The organism is Burkholderia sp. BCC1996, from assembly GCF_905339955.1.
Taxonomy (GTDB): Bacteria; Pseudomonadota; Gammaproteobacteria; order Burkholderiales; family Burkholderiaceae; genus Burkholderia.
On sequence record NZ_CAJPHM010000004.1, the window covers coordinates 341,400 to 357,967 of the forward strand.

Below are 16,568 nucleotides of genomic sequence, written 5' to 3' on the forward strand. Positions count from 1 at the left end.
GAAAGGCTCCGTGTGTGCGGCTGGCGTCGGCCAGCCGGTGGGGGTTGCCAGGGGAGGCATTCAAGCCATGTGGCCGCGCGATGTGTCAGGTCTCGTCGCCGAAGCGGGCGACCACGCCCGCGTCCTGCAGACGGGCGATCTCGGCATCGTCGAAGCCCATTTCGGCCAGGATCTCCGTGCCGTGTTCGCCAAGATGCGGCGCCGCGACAGGCTTGACCTTCTGCTGACTCGCGATATGGATCGGATTGCTGACCGTCTTCGTGGCAGGTTGCCCCGGCACCTCGAGCGGCACGACGATCCCGTTGATCTCGAGTTGCGGATCGTTGATGATTTCCTCGGCGATCTGAACGACACCGAAAATCACGCGCTCGGCGGTGAGCGCCTGTTTCCAGAAGGCCAGCGTTTGACCGGCGAACAACGGATCGAGGATGTCGACCAGCGCGGCTGCGTTTTTCACGCGCAGTTGTTCGTCGGCGAAGCGGGGATCGTCCAGAAGTTCGGGCCTGTTGATTGCACGGACGAAGGGCGCCCATTCCTTGCGTTGCGCGGCGACCAGCAGGATCCAGCGCCCGTCGCTCGTCTGGTACGGATTGAGCAGCGCATTCGGGGGGCTTTTGCGGTCATGCTGCGGGAAAAACTTGCCGCCGTTAAGTCCGCCTTCGACCCATGCCCCTGCGGCCCAGATGCCATTGGCGATCAGGGAAGTCGTGACGTGGCCGCCCTTGCCGGTCCTGGTGCGCTCGTAAAGCGCCGTGACGATCGCGGCATAGAGGGTCGTCGCTGTCGCGTGATCGCCGATGCCGGGAATGGGAAGCGTCGGCGGGCTACCGGCGTCGTGGGTGACTTCCATGAGGCCGGAACGTGCCCAGTACGCCGTGACGTCGAAGCCCGGGGTATCGGCTTCCGGGCCCTGCGCGCCGTAGCCGGTAATGTCGGCGTAGATCAACTTCGGGTTGAGCGGCGCGAGGTCATCGTAGGTGACGCCCAGCGCGGCCCGCACGCGCGGCGGGAAATTGACGACCAGGACGTCGGCCCACCGAACGAGGCGCGTCAGCACTTCGCGCGCACCTTCCGATTTGAGATCGAGCGCGATGCTGCGCTTGTTGCGGTTCGTCAACTGCCACGCGTAGTTCGTGTCGGCGACGGGGTTCGGGGGAATGATCGAAAAGAAGCGATAGACGTCCCCGGTGCCGGGCGGCTCGATCTTGATGACATCCGCGCCGAAGTCGGCGAGGATCGTCGTGGCCGCGGGGCCGGCAATGTAGCTCGCGAGGTCGAGTACCTTGAGGCCTGAAAACACGTGTTTTCCGTCTGACATGGAAGTCTTCCGAATTCGAGGTTGAGAGAGGAGCGGCGTCGATGGGGCGTGCCCCGATTGCCGCTCCGGGCGAAGGTGCCGGCGCGGGTCAGCGCCCGCGAAATACAGGCGCGCGCTTCTCGAGAAAGGCCGTGGTGCCCTCTTTTTTGTCATCGGTCGCGGCGCACAGCGCAAACAGTTTTCCTTCCAGCGCCAGTCCTTCCGGCATCGCCGCATTCAAACCGAGGTGGACGGCGTCCATCGCATACGCGACGGCCAGCGGCCCATTGGCGGCGATTTGCGCCAGGATCGTCTCTGCGCGAGCAATCAGCTGGTCGGCTGCCACGACTTCATTCACCAGGCCGATCCGATATGCCTCTTCTGCCGACACCATTTCTCCGGTGAGGATGAGTTGCAGCGCGATACCCTTGCCGACGAGACGCGGCAGTCGTTGGGTGCCGCCGAAGCCGGGAATGAGCCCGAGCCGGACCTCGGGTTGGCCGAACTTCGCGCCGGGACTCGCGAGCCGGATCGTGCAAGCCAGCGCGGTCTCGCATCCGCCGCCGAGCGCGAGGCCGTTCACCGCGGCGATGACCGGTTTGCCGAGACGTTCGATGAAATCGAGCAGCGCCTGGCCGGCACGCGTGCGCTGCTCGGCCTCGACTGGCGTGGCGCTGGCCAGTTCGCCGATATCGGCGCCGGCGATGAAGGCACGATTGCCTGCACCGGTGAGGATGACGCCGCGAATCGATGCATCGTTACGCGCATCCGTGAATGCCGCATGTAGCTCCTCGATCGCCCGTTGGTTCAACGCGTTCATCACGTCGGGACGGTTCAACGTCACATAGGCGACCGACGCTTTCTTTTCGTAGAGGAGTGTGCTGAAACTTGGAAGTGACAGGCTATTAGGCATGGAATGGATTTCTCCAAAAGATGGCGCGCGATGATGCTTGGCCTACGGCAATCGGAAGGTGTGAACGAATCGTCTCGTGGTGGCGTCTTGTGGCGCGGAGGACCGGGTGGAAGAAGAGGTTAGAGATCCTGAATCCGGGTGTTCTCGACAGCGGAGGCCAAGATCATGAAATTTCGGTTGACGGGTTTTGATTGCAACCTCGCGTGGATCGGCCGATAGACAAGGTCACCGACGTGGATGGCGCAGTGCGACAGCGCACAAGTTCCGGGCATTTTGGCGATACGGAGCTTCCACATCTGGTCACCGTAGTGGCACGCGGTTGGATCGAGCCAGGATACGTAGATGGTCGAGTCGCTTTTGCGGCCCAATATGCGGACGGTGGGGGCAGACGAAGCTCCGTTCGGATGACAACTTCGCCCGCCTTCGTTGACGGATGATGGCGCGTGGTTGTTGCGCCGAATACCGCCGTCAAGCATGTCAACTGTGTGTGTCCAGATCGCGCTACTTGGTACGCCACTATCCATCCATGCGACTCCTCTTACCGCGGTTCATTCAAGTAAGTGGTGCTGACTACGATTGATCTTAAGGTGACGCTGATCCGATGCATATGTGAGATCTCACAATGAAGCTAGCTCTTTTTCCAATTGGCATGGGATCGACGAACGAATCCAGGCCGTGGAGGACTGGTCGCTCGCCAGGTGTGAATAATGGGGACGTTTCGCGACGGGGCGAAGTGGCGGAGATAGAGCGATGGCCGTGCGACGCATGGCGCGCCGTGGAGCTCGACACCGACTCACGGGCCGGTATTCGGTGTGCGGACGCTATCGAGAAGAGGCTGGACGATGCAGCGCATGCGCTATCGCTGTGAAATCGGCTTGAATCACGGCGAATATAAAGGCGGTGGACATCCCGAACAGGAGTACGCCATCAGACGATTCGATCGCACCGAGCATCCGCCAGTTTTCCGTCAAGGAAAGGCCCGACGCGCCGCGTGTCGCCATGGTATCGATTGAGAAGAACAGCGCGTCACCGAACGAGTTGAGTGCCTTGAGTTGAACGAACACAACGGCCCACAGAGCCGACTCCAGCGTATGAAGCAGACCGAGCGCGATGCAGATGAAGGCAACGATACCGACCAGTTTACGCAGTTGCACGTGAATGGTGTCGCGTTGCATATCGAGCACACGACGAAGCCGACGCGCGACGACAGCCAGAAATACCATCGCTGCTGCGTGAATCAGAATGTTGGCCATGCCAAGAAAAATGCCAATTGTCCAGCTTTCCATGGAGATATTTACGTACGGAAATGAGAATGAAAAACGGCGTCAGGTGCGCGCCTTGCACCTGGAAACGCGCGGCTACGAGTCGCTGCGCGCGGGAAGACGTCATGCTGGTGCTGAACCCGTTACGGTGACTAGACAAGGTTTCGGCCAGCGGAACACTACCGGTGGTCGGGTCATGTAGGTGCTCGGACTTGGCTCGTCGAGCGCTGTTTCGACAAGCGACCACCTCGCTGCGTCGATGGTTCGCTTAATGTCTGTTGTCATTTGACCGCGCCGCGCAGCTTGATCGCGATATCGAGCTTCGAGATCCAGCCGGCGTCATCGAGGCGTGCCCCGAGGATGTTCTCGATGCGCTCCAGGCGATAGTTGAGCGTGTTGGGATGGATTCCCAATACGCTCGCGGTTGCCTTTCGTCGCTGAAGCTGGTCGAAGTAAGTTCGAAGCGTTTCGAGTAAATCGGGTTCGCCTGCCAGTTGCTCGACCATGGATGTGAGGTAAGTCAGCGTACGTTTGGTGCCGCGTATGCTTTCCTCGACCGCGATTTCGGAATACAGGCGCACGCGCTCCTCGTCGAGATGGCTTCGGCCGAAACTGAGTGCCCGGCCTGCTTCATCGGCGGACATGGCCCAGCCCGATGCGCCTTCGCCCGGCAGCCCGACACCGATCGCCTTGACTTCAGGCAATGTGTCGGCAATCGATGCAATCTGCTTGGCCAGCAGACTGTCGTTCGGCCCGCTCGTCTCTCCCAGGCGCTCCGGTATCCACAGGAACAATTGCTCGCGAAACCAGATGTCGAAAATATCGTCGATAGGGACTCTGAGGCGCCGGGCGGCTGCCGCAACGATGCGGTCGATCTCGGTCCTGAAGGTGGCCGAATTGCTGTCGATCGATTCGACGTCGATGGCCAATGCCACTCTCGGCACTGTCACGTCGAGACGTAGTGCTGCCGCCGTCTTGTTGAATGCATCGGTATCGTCGGGAAAATTGAAGATGATGCTATGCAACTGATAGCGCAGCGATTCCCGCCAGCGGGCTTGCCTGTATTGCTCCTCCAGAAAGGTCTGTGCGATTTCCTGCGACATGATGTCGAAGAACTCCAGCAGATACGGGGAGATTCGAAGCAGAAGTTCATCGCGAAGCGCGTCGTCGTCCTCGGCAATCTGGATATAGAAACACCACAGTTCGCGGGATCCGAGTCGGAATGCACGAAGCAATGCTTCGAGCGGAACACCCTGGTAGACGCGTCGGCGTCCGTATGCGCGGAAGCATTCGAGCGCATTTTCGGACGGCATCTTGCCCGACATGAGGCTATCGAGCCAGAGTTTCGACGACAAGACGATTGAGTCTCGAATATCGAGCTTGGTCGTCGAATCGAGGTCCGCATAGGGCTTGATGTTCATCAATGCCTTGTACACGCGTTCCACAAATGCGGCGTTATTTTCGGCGACGCTGGCGGTCCACCGACGCAAGGCCGGGGAAATCTCGGGGATGGCAGTTGTCATACGATTTGACTCCTAGCGAAAGCTCCGCGCAATCGGGCAGTGCTCCGATATGCCTGAATGGTACGTGCGGGGCGATCGTGCTGCTGAACTAGCTAAACGAAGGATTACGAAACAGGGTGGGGACAGAGCGAGCGGGTTGTGCGCCGCGAGGTGTTTGATGCTGGCATGTGGTGGTTTCACTGAGGCTGCAGCAGCAGGTCGAGCCGGTCAACATGACCGCTCGAACCTGCCGCAGATGAGCGCGATGCGGGGGCAGGACGGCGCAGCCGCGGTGAGTCTGCGCACTGAATGACATGGAGCTTGCGCCGTCAACGCAACTTTACGACGTCCTGTTCGGTCACCTTCGCGGCCGGATTGCCGAACTGCCCGGTCAGGTAGTTCGTGAGCGCGGCGATCTGCGCGTCCGACAGCTCGTGGCGGAACGCCGGCATCCCGACGTCCTCGCTGCCGGCCTTGCGCTGCACGCCGTTCAGGATCACCTGCACGAGGTTCGCCGGATTCGACGCACCCACCGTCGAGTTGTGGAACAGCGACGGGTAATAGCTGTCCGGCGTGCCCTTGCCCTGCATCCGGTGACACGTCGCGCAGTTGCCGAGATACAGCCGCGCTGGGTCGATTCCCGACGACGTGAACGCGACGCCGCGCAGCTTCTGGCCATCCTCGGCCGGCTTGCCCCACGACGACCGCGGCTGCTTCGCGCTGCTGTCGACCACCGCTGGTACCGTGCGGATGTACGTCGCGATGGCGCCGATGTCGGCTTCCGTCATCTTCGAGAAGCTGTGCTCGACGGCTTCGGCCATCGGGCCGGCCGCCTGCGCGAGACCCGGCACGCTGCCGGTGCGCAGGTACTGCACGAGCTGTTTCTGGGTCCAGCCGCCGATCCCCGCATTCGGGTCGGACGTGATGTTGTAGCCGTCCCAGCCCGCCAGCACCGAACCCGACAGGAAGCTGCCGCCCGTCTCGTCGAGTGACTTCTCCTGCATCGCGATGCCACGCGGCGTGTGGCACGTGCTGCAGTGAGCGAGGCCCTGTACCAGGTACGCGCCGCGGTTCCACTCGGCGCTCTGCGATGGCTTCGACTCGTACGCGCCGTCCTTCAGGAACAGCCAGTTCCAGATCTTCATCGGCCAGCGCATGCTCAGCAGCGCGGGGATCTCATTCTTCGGCGGCGCCTGCTTGACCGGCTCGACGCCGTGCATGAAGTACGCATACAGCGCCTGCACGTCGTCGTCGTTGATCTTCGCGTACGACACGTACGGCATCGCCGGATACAGGTTGTCACCGTTCTTCGACACCCCGTGGCGCACCGCGCGCTCGAAGTCCTCGGCCGACCAGTTGCCGATGCCCGTCTCGGGATCGGGCGTGATGTTGCTCGTATAGATCTTGCCGAGCATCGGGATCGGCATGCCGAGACCGCCCGCGAACGGCTTGCCGCCCTTCGCGGTGTGGCAGGCCATGCAGTCGCCCGCGACCGCGAGATATTCGCCGCGCTTGACCAGCGCCGGATCGGCCGCGTCGGCCGCGCGTGCGAGCCCCGGCAGCGCGAGGCAGCCGGCCAGGAGGAAGGTGAGAGTAGATTTCCGCACGGTCAGACTTCCTTCTTCAGCGTGTCCGACATCCGCAGCGCGAGCGCCGCGATCGTCAGCGTCACGTTCACCGTACCGACGGTCGGCATCGTCGAGCTGCTCGAGATGAACAGGTTCGGATGGTCGAACGTGCGGCAGTCCTTGTCGACGACCGAGTCGCGTGCATCCGCGCCCATGATCGTCGCGCCCGTGATGTGGTTGTTCGGCGCGAACTCGTCGTTGAAGACGACTTCGGTACCGCCCAGCACCTTCGCGGCCGTCGCGTAGACCTCGCGCGTATGCACGGCGCCACGCTTCACGTAGTCGTCGATCGCGTAGGTGATCTCGGGGCGCGGGATGCCGATCGCGTCGGTGGCCGTCTTGCTCGGCACGATGCGGTTCTCGGGTTGCGGCAGGATCTCGTGGAAGCAGTCGAACTGCACGAAGCGCGCGGAACGGTCGCGGATCTGTGCGTCGAGCTCCTCGGGCTTCATCAGCTTGCCGCCCCTGAAGATCTTCTGCGTCTCCTGGTTGATGCGCGACATGTTCGACAGGTGGATCTTCTTCGCGGCTTCGGTCGCGCGGAACGGGCCGTCGCGGAACCCGATCAGCGACGTCATCTCCTGCGGGCCGCGGCCCGGCCACAGCTTCTCGTTCGCGTAGAACGACACGCCGGTGCCCGGGTGGTCCATCAGGTTGCGGCCGACCATGTCGGAGCTGTTCGCGACGCCGTTCGGGAAATCGCGGTTCGCGGACATCAGCAGGATCTTCGGCGTCTCGATACCGTTCGCGGCAATCACGAAGTACTTGCCCTCGACGCGATGGTCGGCGCCGGTCTTGTCCTTGTAGATCGCGGCGACGATGCGCTTGTCCGGCCCGGTCTCGAGCTTGTAGACGACCGCGCTGTCGATCAGCTTCGCGCCGGCCTGCTCAGCCTTCTCTACGTGGACGATACCGTTGTACATCGCACCGATCGGGCAGATCGGCATGCAATTGTTGTTCCCGCAACAGGTCGGCCGGCCGTCGTACGGGCGGCTGTTACGGGCAACCGGCTCGGTCACCACGTGGAACTTCGGGTCATAGCCGTTCAGCGCGCTCTTGATGGTCTGCTCGTTGAACGACAGCGGCAGCGGCGGCATCGGGTACGCCTGCTTGCGCGGCGAGTAAAGATCCTCCTCGGGGTCCGGTCCCCACACGCCGAGTTCCTCTTCGGCGCGCTGGTAGTAGTGCTCGATGTCGTCGTACTGGATCGGCCAGTCGCGGCCAACGCCGTACACAGTCCTTATCTTGAAGTCGTTCGGGATGAAGCGCCACGCCGACGCAGCCCAGTGCCACGTCGTGCCGCCCACCGCGCGGATGTACTGCGAGTTGAACTTGTGCTCGCCCTTCAGGATCAGGTAGTCGTTCGGCGGGCCGTATTCCGGATGCGGCGCCCATGCGCTCGACGGGTACGGCGCCATGAAATCGGTCTTGTCGACCTGGTTGCGAAAGCGCTCGACGATTTCCCAGCGCGGCATGCGCGGGCCGGCTTCCAGCAGGATCACGGACTTCCCGGCCATCGCGAGCTGGTGGGCAACTATCGCGCCTGCGACACCCGATCCGACGACGACGACGTCGGCTTTTTGCGTATCGGTATCGGCCATCAGGCTTGCCTCTCGATCGGTTTGTCGGCCCAGAAGCCGGGTTTGTTGGGGCAATATGACGGGATCACGAGCGTATCGGACACGACGCTGAACATTAATGCTTCTTCGTAGGTAATCACGACGTTGTCGACGATGCCGATGTACCAGGCTCCGAGAATCTTCAGCGCGAGCGCTTCCTGATCGGGAGTCAATGAACCGGACGCGAGCGCACCGGCGAGTTGCGACAGACCGTCGGCCGTCCTGAGTGAACCCTTCTGCAAGGCTTGCAGGAAGCGTTCGCCGGTCACGCGGCTCAGCCCCTTCTTGCCTGTCAGTGCTTCGGAGAGCGTCATGAACGTGTCGAGCGGCGCGGTGCCGGGATCGTCCGCCAGGGCCCGCAACGCCAGTGAGCCGGTGAGGCCCGCCGCCGTCAGCGCCAGTGCGCCCTGCAGCCATTGACGCCGCGTGATGCCGGATACGGCTTCGTCGTTGTCACGACGCGAGTGGGGAACCGTTCTGTGGGTCATGTTGGTAATGTTCAGGTAGTCATACGGCAAGCCAAAGTCGACATCAGTAATGCTTTGCGTCCGTTTCGCGCACTTTGCCGCGAAACACGTGGTACTGCATCGCGTTGTAGACGAGGATGACCGGCAGGATTGCGACGGTGCCGACGAGTGCAAACAACTGGCTTGAATGGCTCGACGAGGCTTCCCAGATCGTCAGCGATGGCGGCACGATGTTCGGCCAGATGCTGATCACGAATCCCGTATAGCCGAGGAAGACCAATCCGAGCGTCAACAGGAACGGCGTTGCTTCGCGTTCGGTCCGTAGCGCTCGGACGATTCCCGCGACGCATGCGAGCACGAGGACCGGCACCGGCATGAACCAGACGAGATTGCCGCTGCCGAACCAGCGATGGGCGACGGCGGGCAGACCGATCACGGTCCACAGGCTGACTACACCCATCACGCCGAGTAGCACGCCGGTCAGTGGCTTCATCAGCGAGCGCATCCTGCGCTGAAGTTCTCCCTCGACCTTGAGGATCAGCCAGCCGCAGCCAAGCGTTGCGTACGTGACCAGCACGCCGATTCCACAGAGCAGGCTGAACGGCGATAGCCAGTCGAACGGGCCGCCCGCGAACTGGTTGTTCACGATCCGGATGCCTTGAAGCAGCGAGCCGAGCACGATCCCTTGGCAGAATGCCGCGAGCGCGGAGCCGCCGATGAACGCGAGATCCCACAGGTGTTGGGTGCGGACCGCTTTCGCTCGTAGTTCGAATGCTGCGCCGCGGAAGATCAGCCCGACTACCATCAGGATCAACGGCAGGTAGTTGGCAGGAAGCAGCGTCGAATATACGACGGGAAACGCCCCGTACAGACTGGCGCCGCCGAGCACGAGGAATGTCTCGTTGCCATCCCACACCGGCGCGATCGTATGGAGCATCACGTCGCGATCGCGTTTCTCCTCGAAGAACGGAAACAGCAGGCCGATACCGAGGTCGAAGCCGTCCAGCATCACGTAGAGAAACACGCCGAGCCCGATGATCGCGGCCCATACGACAGGAAGGTCGATCTGCATGGGTCACTCCGTTTCGGTGGTGTCTAGCGGTGTGGACAGGGCGCTTTTATGCAAACCAGGATGCCGGCGAACCTCGACAAGCCCGGCTTTGGCCGTTGGCCCACGAAACATCAGCTTCATCATGTAATAGACCCCCGCGCCGAACACCAGGAAATAGACCACGACGAAGATCAGCAGCGACACGCCGGCCTGCTGCGCGCTGATGGGCGACACGGAATCCGCGGTACGCAGCACGCCGTAGACCGTCCACGGCTGACGTCCGACTTCGGTCGTGATCCAGCCGGCGAGCAACGCGACCAGGCCCGACGGTCCCATGCACAGAACGAACCGCTGGTACCAGCGCGCTTCGTAAAGCCGGCCGCCGGGCCTCAGCAGCAGGCCGAGCAGGGCGGTCAGAAGCATCAGCATCCCGAGGCCGGCCATGATCCGGAACGTCCAGAACACGATTGGCGAATACGGGCGGTCCTGCGGAGGGAATTCCTTCAGGCCGCGAATCTCGCCATCCCAGCTGTGCGTGAGGATCAGGCTGCCGAGATGCGGCACCTGGATCGCATAGCGCGTGACCTCGGCCTGCATGTCGGGCAGGCCGACGAGATTGAGCGCGGTGCCGCCTTTCTCGGTTTCCCACAGCCCCTCGATTGCCGCGATCTTCGCGGGCTGGTACTTGCGCGTATTGAGGCCGTGCGCATCGCCGACGACGATTTGTACCGGCGTCAGGATCAGCAGTAGCCAGAGCGCCATCGAGAAGCTGCGCTTGACGGGCTCGTCGCGACGTCCCTTCAGTAGATGCCATGCGCCGCACGAAGCGACGATGAAACCCGCGACGATGAACGCGGCGATCGCCATGTGGGCAAGGCGGTACGGAAACGACGGATTGAAGATGACGGCGAGCCAGTCGACCGGAACGATGCGACCGTTCCGGATCGCGTAGCCTTGCGGCGTCTGCATGAAGCTGTTCGAGGCGAGGATCCAGAATGTCGACACGAGCGTGCCGGCCGCGACCATGAGCGTGGCGAAGAAGTGTGCTCGCTCGCTCACGCGCTGCCAGCCGAACAGCATCACGCCGAGAAAGCCGGCTTCGAGGAAGAACGCGGTCAACACTTCATACGTGAGCAGCGGCCCGGTGATGTTGCCGGCGACGCTGGAGAACCCGCTCCAGTTCGTGCCGAACTCGTAGGCCATCACGACGCCCGAGACCACGCCCATGCCGAAGCCGATCGCGAAGATCTTCGACCAGAACAGGAACATGGCCTTGTAGGCGTTATCGCGCGTCACGAGCCAGCGCCATTCGAGCACGGCCAGAAAACTGGCCATGCCGATGCTGATGGCGGGGAAGATGATGTGGACGGAGACTGTGAACGCGAACTGCAGCCGCGCGAGATGAAGTGCGTCGAATATCTCCATCACCGCTCCGTCTCAAGTTTGAATTCACGTTCTTATAATCAATAGAAGTACGCAAAGTCAACGTAAATATCTGGATTGCAAAATTTGTACGATACGGGGTACGGGCCAGTGAAGGCCGATCGTGCCTTATGCGAAGGGGGGTTACGAGTTTTGCAGACTGATCATGAGCGAGGTGTTGTGATTATCTACAAATCGGTTTGTGTGAAATCACAGTATTGTGAAAGGCCACAATCGCAATATGATGTTTCACAGTTTCATCGACCGAATACCGCGATTACTATCAACAGCCGAATCGCGCACTGCTCATGCTGGGCCAGATGAGTACTCTCGATCAAAAGGCCGAAATAGGTGTCCGGCACTGGTAGTTGTGTGTCCGCCCGAGCCGCTTTTCACAGCGTTGGTTCGATCGCTGAATCATCCTTGCGTCATGTCCTCATGCCGCTTTCGTTCGTTGCCTTGAGTAATTTGCCGATGCGTCTGTCTACCGCCCTGAGTTTCGTTTCGATCGCGGCCAGCCTGTTGCTCGAAGGATGTGCAGCCGCGCCGTCGGTTGCCGTATTCGGCGCGGCTTTTCCTGACTGGCTGTTCTGCATCGTTGGCGGTGTATTGGGGACGGCGATCGTTCACGTCGTGCTGGGCAAGCGCGGCAAGCGCGCGCTGCTCGCGCCGCTGGCGATCAGCTATCCCGCGCTCGCCGCAGCGCTCGCGATGGCGTTCTGGCTGCTTTTCTTTCCCCACTGATCTCGCGTACCGTTATGTCCGACGCTTCCGGCGCATCGCGCAAAAAGTCCCTGCCTGCATGGCTCATCGTGATTGCCGCGCTGGTGTTGCTCGGCGTTGTCGTGTGGCGTCTCGACCAGTCGCCGACGACCGATGACGCATACGTCTACGCGGACACGATCAACGTCGTGCCGGAAGTCAACGGCAAGATCGTCGAGATGCCGGTACGCGACAACCAGCCGGTGAAGCAGGGCGACCTGCTGTTCCGGATCGATCCTCGGCCGTACCAGGACGCGCTGAACCAGGCGCGCGCACGGCTGGTTACGCTCGACAAGCAGATTGGGCTGACGCAACGCACGGTCAATGCGCAGCAGTACAACGCAGACTCCGTCAAGGCGGCGGTCGAACGCTCGCGCGCGCAGGCTGCACAGGCAGCCGATACGCTGCACCGGATGGAGCCGCTGCTCGCGCCGGGCTACACGTCGGCGGAGGACGTCGACCGGGCGCGAACCGCGCAGCGCGCGGCGCAGGCGGAACTGAACGCGGCGATGCTGCAGGCGCAGCAGGCATCCGCAGCGGTCAGCGGTGTGGATGCGCTGGTCGCGCAGCGTGCGGAAGTCGAGGCACAGATCGCGATCGCCGAATTGAATCTCGAGTACACCGAAGTTCGTGCGCCGTTCGACGGAAGGGTGGCTTCCTTGCGCACGACGGTCGGCCAGTTCGCTTCGGCGCTCAAGCCGGTCTTTACGTTGATCGACACGCGTCATTGGTACGTTGTCGCGAATTTTCGTGAAACCGATCTGAAGGGCATACGCGCGGGAATGCCGGCCACTGTCTATCTGACGAGTGACACCGGCAAACGCTTCGGCGGTACGATCGATTCGATCAGCTACGGCGTGCTGCCTGACGACGGCGGCGTGGTGCTGGACGGGTTGCCGCGCGTGGCGCGCAGCATCAACTGGGTGCATGTGTCGCAGCGGTTCCCGGTCAAGATCGCGGTGCGTGACCCGGATCCGAACCTGTTCCGGGTCGGCACCTCGGCGGTCGCGACGCTCAGGCGCGACGCTGCTGCACACGACACGGCACGGTGAGCGCGGCATGAGCACCGCGCAATTCTCGCCGAGCCGTCTGCAGCGCTTCGCGGGCTTCGTCGGCGGAGAGATTCGCCCGTACCCGGGGCGCATGAACGTGATGCTGCGCTGCGTGCTTGCCAGCGCAATCGTCATCGTCGCGTCGATGGCGCTGGAGGTGCCGTTGCTGGCGGTGTCGCTGATCGTGGTGTTCTTCGTGACGCAGGCTAACGTCGTGGTGACGCGCCTGATCGGCATCCTGTTTGTCGTCGGTTCGACACTTGCCGTCGGCAGTTCGATCCTGGTGTTCAAGTTCACCTACGACTATCCGCTGTTGCGGATACTGCTGGCGGGTGCGTTGTTCTTCTTCAGCGTCTACATGATGCGGGTGGCAAAGATCGGCGTGGTGTTCTTCATCGTCGCCATCATCGTCATTTACTCGCAGACCTTCGTCGATCGAACCGATCAGGCTGAACTGCTGGTACGCGCGGTGCTGTGGGTATGGGTCGCGGTCAACTATGCGATCGCAGTGACGCTCGTCATCAATACGCTGTTCCTGCCGGCGGAACCGGTGCATCAGCTTCGAGCGGCCCTGTGCGGGCAACTCAATGCCGTCGACTCGCGTCTGGCCGCGCTCGAACAGCGTGCACCGACGGTGGGTGGCCCAACGGCACGCGACATTCAGGTCGGTGCGCTGACGCTACAGAAGTTGCTCCGCTTTGCGACGATGCGCGACCCTGTGTATCGCTCGAGCCAGGCATTGCATCTCGCCCGCGTGGCGACGGTGTCGCGACTGTACGCGGCGGCGGGCCATCTGCCGGGCTCTGCCACGGGATCGGCGGCCGATGCGCTTCCGGTGCTGCGCGACGCCATCCGGCGCCTGACCGAGGCAGCTGGGACGGACGCCCGTTTTGTTGCGCCGGACGCGCTGGTTGGACTGGCGGCGGAAGGGTTGCCGGGCGCGCTGGCAGAAATGCGCGACGCGTTGCTGATGTTCTCGGACCGGTCGGCCGCCCCGCCTGAAGCACAGTCCAAGGCCGAGAAGGAGCGCATGTTGGTGCCGGATGCCGTCACCAACCCGGTTTACGCGCAGTTCGCATTGAAGACGCTTATGGCGGCCATGTGCAGCTACGTTTTCTACGTCGCGACCGACTGGCAAGGCATCCATACGATGATGCTGACCTGCCTGATCGTCGCGCAACCCAGCCTCGGCGCATCCGCGCAGCGTGCCGTGCTGCGGATCGGCGGCGCGGCGGTCGGCAGCGTGCTGGCGCTCGCGATGGTCGTCTGGGTCATGCCGCATCTGGACGGCATTGTCGGCTTGCTGATGATGACGTTGCCGGTGATCGCGATGGCCGCGTGGGTATCGGCGGGCTCGGAGCGTATCAGTTACGCAGGTACGCAAATCATGTTTACGTTCTCGCTGGCCGTGCTCGAGCACTTTGGCCCGACCACGAATCTCACTGAAATCCGGGACCGGATGATCGGCATCCTGCTCGGCGTTGTCGTGTCCGCGGTAGCTCATGCGTTTCTATGGCCAGAGGCCGAGGGTGAGGCGCTGCGTCAGCGGGCGGCGAAGCTGCTGCGCCGGATTGGTACGCAACTTCGCTCGGATGCGACCGGGCCGGTGCCGGTCGGGCTGTGGGCGGAACTGGGCGACAGCGAGGCAATGTCGGCACGTGTCGCGCTCGAGCCGGGCTGGCAGATGGCGGACGGCGAGCACGAAGGCCTGACCTTGCGGGTGCAGACCCTGCTGGCTCATACGCGCGAAATCCTGTTGGCGACCGATGCGTTCGGCGCGGAGCGGGATGCACAGCATCTGCCGGCCGAGGTTGCTGTCGCGACGGCAGCGTTCCAGGCCGAACTGGCCGGTGCGCTGGACAGTTATGCAGACGCGCTGGTCGAGCACCCGTTGACGATAGACCCGCCACCGCGTGCATCGATTGCAGCTCTCTCGGATCGCTGCACGGAGGATCTGTCCGCCCGACGGGGCGATGCGTCGCAGACGGCGTACGACCGACTGCTGACCCGCGCCGGCGATCTCGCCGGCCAGATAGCAGGGCTGCCCGCCTGGGCGCCAGAACCCGTCGCTTCAGTATTGACTTCCCGAGCTTCCCAAGCATGACCGATTCGTTGATTCGACCTTCCTGTTCATCGTTGCGCCGCATAGCCGTCGCGGTGCTGCTGTGCGGGCTGTCCGCATGTGCGCTGATTCGTCACGACACCAAGCCCACGACGACACTCGATCCGGATCGGATCCGCATCGCTGACGACATCCACCTGGCGCGGGACGGCTGGCCGTCGGCGCGCTGGTGGACGCGCTACGGCGATCCGCAGCTCGACGCGCTGGTTGGTCGGGCACTGGCCGATTCGCCGACGATGGCGATCGCGCGCACCCGCGTATCGCAGGCCAAATCCGACGTCGATCTCGTGAAAGCGGGGACCAATCTGCAGGTGAGCGCGCTCGGGTCGGTCGATCGGGAGCGCGTGTCGAGCAACGGCTTTTTGGGCGCCTATTCCGGCAATCAGCCGCTGCTGGGCGCGACCGGGCCGTGGTACACGGAAGGCATCGTTGGCCTGAGTGCAAGCCTCGATATCGATATCTGGGGCAAGCAGCGTGCGCAGGTCGAGGCCGCGCTGGGTACGCACAACGCGCGGGTGGTCGAGACGTCGGCGATTGAGCTGGAGGTATCCGCCGACGTCGCGCAGCTCTACTACGGTATTCAGACGACCTATCGTCTCATCGGTCTGCTGGAACAATTGCATGACGTGGCTGCGTTCTCGATGGATGCACACGCCGCACGCGCGGCCCGTGGGCTCGAGCCGCAGACGCAGGCGGAACTCGCCCGCGCGCAGAAGCTGGCGACGGAGCGGCAGCTGGTGGCTGCTCGCGGGCGCATCGTGCAGTTGCGTGAAGCGCTGCGTGCGCTGCTCGGTGCCGGGCCAACGGATCTGCCGGAGATCACGCCCGTGCCGTTGCCGCAGCCGCCGTCGTCGCTGCCGTCGACGCTGTCGTATGAACTGCTGGCGCGGCGCCCGGATTTGCAGGCGATGCGCTGGTATGTCGAAGCGTCGTTCGACAAGATCGACGCGGCAAAGGCCGCGTTCTATCCGAGCTTCGACATCAAGGCATTTTTCGGTGTCAACGCGCTGCATCTGGGTGACCTGTTCACGCATGCGAGCCAGCAGATCAATCTCGTCCCCGGCCTTTACCTGCCGGTATTCGATGGTGGCCGACTCAACGCGAATCTCGGCAACGCGCGCCATGCGAGCAACCTGCTGATCCTGCAATACAACCAGTCGGTCCTGAACGCCGTGCGCGACGTTGCCACGACAGGCAGCCAACTGCAGGATCTCGACGCTGAAGCGAAGCTGCAGACGCAGAAGATCCAAGCCGTGACGTTTGCGCAGGACAGCGCCGATGCGCATTATCGTAGCGGGCTGGGCAGCCGCTTGACTGCGGAGGAAGCGAAGCAGGCCGTGCTTCTGGAGCAGGTCGCACTGCTCGATCTCGACGGTCGTCGGATCGGCCAGGACATCGCGTTGACCAAAGCGCTCGGTGGTGGCTACCGGTCGGATGCGCCGGTTGTCCTCAACCCGAGGTAATGCCGTTC

At 62.7% G+C, this 16,568-nt stretch carries 14 protein-coding genes; 4 read left to right on the forward strand and 10 right to left on the reverse strand.

What is annotated here, in order from left to right:
- Window positions 1-85 precede the first annotated feature (85 nt).
- The 10 genes from U4Z64_RS07750 to U4Z64_RS07795 form a co-directional block, all read right to left on the reverse strand.
- Complete coding sequence (locus U4Z64_RS07750) at window positions 86-1,300, reverse strand: CoA transferase (RefSeq protein WP_321819600.1); 1,215 nt, start codon at window positions 1,298-1,300, stop codon at window positions 86-88.
- A gap of 106 nt (window positions 1,301-1,406) precedes the next feature.
- Window positions 1,407-2,210, reverse strand: a complete 804-nt coding sequence (locus U4Z64_RS07755; protein ID WP_321812907.1) for an enoyl-CoA hydratase-related protein — start codon at window positions 2,208-2,210, stop codon at window positions 1,407-1,409.
- Between the two features lie 119 nt (window positions 2,211-2,329).
- A complete protein-coding gene (locus U4Z64_RS07760; RefSeq protein WP_321819601.1) occupies window positions 2,330-2,734 on the reverse strand; it encodes a DUF3331 domain-containing protein in 405 nt (134 codons plus the stop codon).
- A gap of 297 nt (window positions 2,735-3,031) precedes the next feature.
- The gene (locus U4Z64_RS07765; protein WP_175689068.1) at window positions 3,032-3,496 is read right to left on the reverse strand and encodes a two pore domain potassium channel family protein; all 465 of its coding nucleotides are present in this window, start codon (window positions 3,494-3,496) and stop codon (window positions 3,032-3,034) included.
- A gap of 257 nt (window positions 3,497-3,753) precedes the next feature.
- Window positions 3,754-4,995 carry a PucR family transcriptional regulator gene (locus U4Z64_RS07770; RefSeq protein ID WP_321819602.1) on the reverse strand — a complete coding sequence of 414 codons (1,242 nt, stop codon included), beginning with the start codon at window positions 4,993-4,995 and terminating at the stop codon, window positions 3,754-3,756.
- 308 nt (window positions 4,996-5,303) lie between these two features.
- Window positions 5,304-6,581 (reverse strand): cytochrome c, encoded by a 1,278-nt coding sequence (locus U4Z64_RS07775; RefSeq protein WP_321819603.1) that lies wholly within the window; start codon window positions 6,579-6,581, stop codon window positions 5,304-5,306.
- Between the two features lie 2 nt (window positions 6,582-6,583).
- Window positions 6,584-8,203: a GMC family oxidoreductase gene (locus U4Z64_RS07780; protein ID WP_321819604.1), complete on the reverse strand. Its 1,620-nt coding sequence runs from the start codon at window positions 8,201-8,203 to the stop codon at window positions 6,584-6,586.
- Entirely contained in the window at window positions 8,203-8,709 is a 507-nt protein-coding gene (locus U4Z64_RS07785) for a sugar dehydrogenase complex small subunit (RefSeq protein WP_321819641.1), read from the reverse strand. Before U4Z64_RS07785 ends, U4Z64_RS07780 begins: the two co-directional genes overlap by 1 nt.
- 43 nt (window positions 8,710-8,752) lie before the next feature.
- Entirely contained in the window at window positions 8,753-9,760 is a 1,008-nt protein-coding gene (cydB, locus tag U4Z64_RS07790; RefSeq protein ID WP_321819605.1) for a cytochrome d ubiquinol oxidase subunit II, read from the reverse strand.
- Window positions 9,761-9,763: 3 nt separating this feature from the next.
- Window positions 9,764-11,164 (reverse strand): cytochrome ubiquinol oxidase subunit I, encoded by a 1,401-nt coding sequence (locus U4Z64_RS07795; protein ID WP_321819606.1) that lies wholly within the window; start codon window positions 11,162-11,164, stop codon window positions 9,764-9,766.
- A gap of 420 nt (window positions 11,165-11,584) precedes the next feature.
- On the opposite strand from U4Z64_RS07795, the gene U4Z64_RS07800 reads away from it, so the two are divergent.
- Genes U4Z64_RS07800 through U4Z64_RS07815 form a run of 4 tightly spaced genes read left to right on the forward strand, consistent with a single transcriptional unit; the run spans window position 11,585 to window position 16,560 of the window.
- A complete protein-coding gene (locus tag U4Z64_RS07800) occupies window positions 11,585-11,905 on the forward strand; it encodes a YtcA family lipoprotein (protein ID WP_234621197.1) in 321 nt (106 codons plus the stop codon).
- Between the two features lie 14 nt (window positions 11,906-11,919).
- Window positions 11,920-12,975 carry a multidrug transporter subunit MdtN gene (mdtN, locus tag U4Z64_RS07805; RefSeq protein WP_234621196.1) on the forward strand — a complete coding sequence of 352 codons (1,056 nt, stop codon included), beginning with the start codon at window positions 11,920-11,922 and terminating at the stop codon, window positions 12,973-12,975.
- A gap of 7 nt (window positions 12,976-12,982) precedes the next feature.
- Window positions 12,983-15,079, forward strand: coding sequence for a multidrug efflux transporter permease subunit MdtO (gene mdtO, locus U4Z64_RS07810; protein ID WP_321819607.1), 2,097 nt, complete (start codon window positions 12,983-12,985; stop codon window positions 15,077-15,079).
- Complete coding sequence (locus U4Z64_RS07815) at window positions 15,076-16,560, forward strand: MdtP family multidrug efflux transporter outer membrane subunit (protein WP_321819608.1); 1,485 nt, start codon at window positions 15,076-15,078, stop codon at window positions 16,558-16,560. The genes mdtO and U4Z64_RS07815 overlap by 4 nt, the downstream gene beginning before the upstream one ends.
- Window positions 16,561-16,568: the final 8 nt, after the last annotated feature.

Coding starts and splice junctions, on each gene's coding strand:
- U4Z64_RS07755 (WP_321812907.1), bottom strand. CDS start 2,210: ATGCCTAATAGCCTGTCACTTCCAAGTTTCAGCACACTCCTCTACGAA.
- U4Z64_RS07760 (WP_321819601.1), bottom strand. CDS start 2,734: ATGGATAGTGGCGTACCAAGTAGCGCGATCTGGACACACACAGTTGAC.
- U4Z64_RS07765 (WP_175689068.1), bottom strand. CDS start 3,496: ATGGAAAGCTGGACAATTGGCATTTTTCTTGGCATGGCCAACATTCTG.
- U4Z64_RS07770 (WP_321819602.1), bottom strand. CDS start 4,995: ATGACAACTGCCATCCCCGAGATTTCCCCGGCCTTGCGTCGGTGGACC.
- U4Z64_RS07780 (WP_321819604.1), bottom strand. CDS start 8,203: ATGGCCGATACCGATACGCAAAAAGCCGACGTCGTCGTCGTCGGATCG.
- U4Z64_RS07785 (WP_321819641.1), bottom strand. CDS start 8,709: ATGACCCACAGAACGGTTCCCCACTCGCGTCGTGACAACGACGAAGCC.
- cydB (WP_321819605.1), bottom strand. CDS start 9,760: ATGCAGATCGACCTTCCTGTCGTATGGGCCGCGATCATCGGGCTCGGC.
- U4Z64_RS07795 (WP_321819606.1), bottom strand. CDS start 11,164: ATGGAGATATTCGACGCACTTCATCTCGCGCGGCTGCAGTTCGCGTTC.
- mdtN (WP_234621196.1), top strand. CDS start 11,920: ATGTCCGACGCTTCCGGCGCATCGCGCAAAAAGTCCCTGCCTGCATGG.
- mdtO (WP_321819607.1), top strand. CDS start 12,983: ATGAGCACCGCGCAATTCTCGCCGAGCCGTCTGCAGCGCTTCGCGGGC.
- U4Z64_RS07815 (WP_321819608.1), top strand. CDS start 15,076: ATGACCGATTCGTTGATTCGACCTTCCTGTTCATCGTTGCGCCGCATA.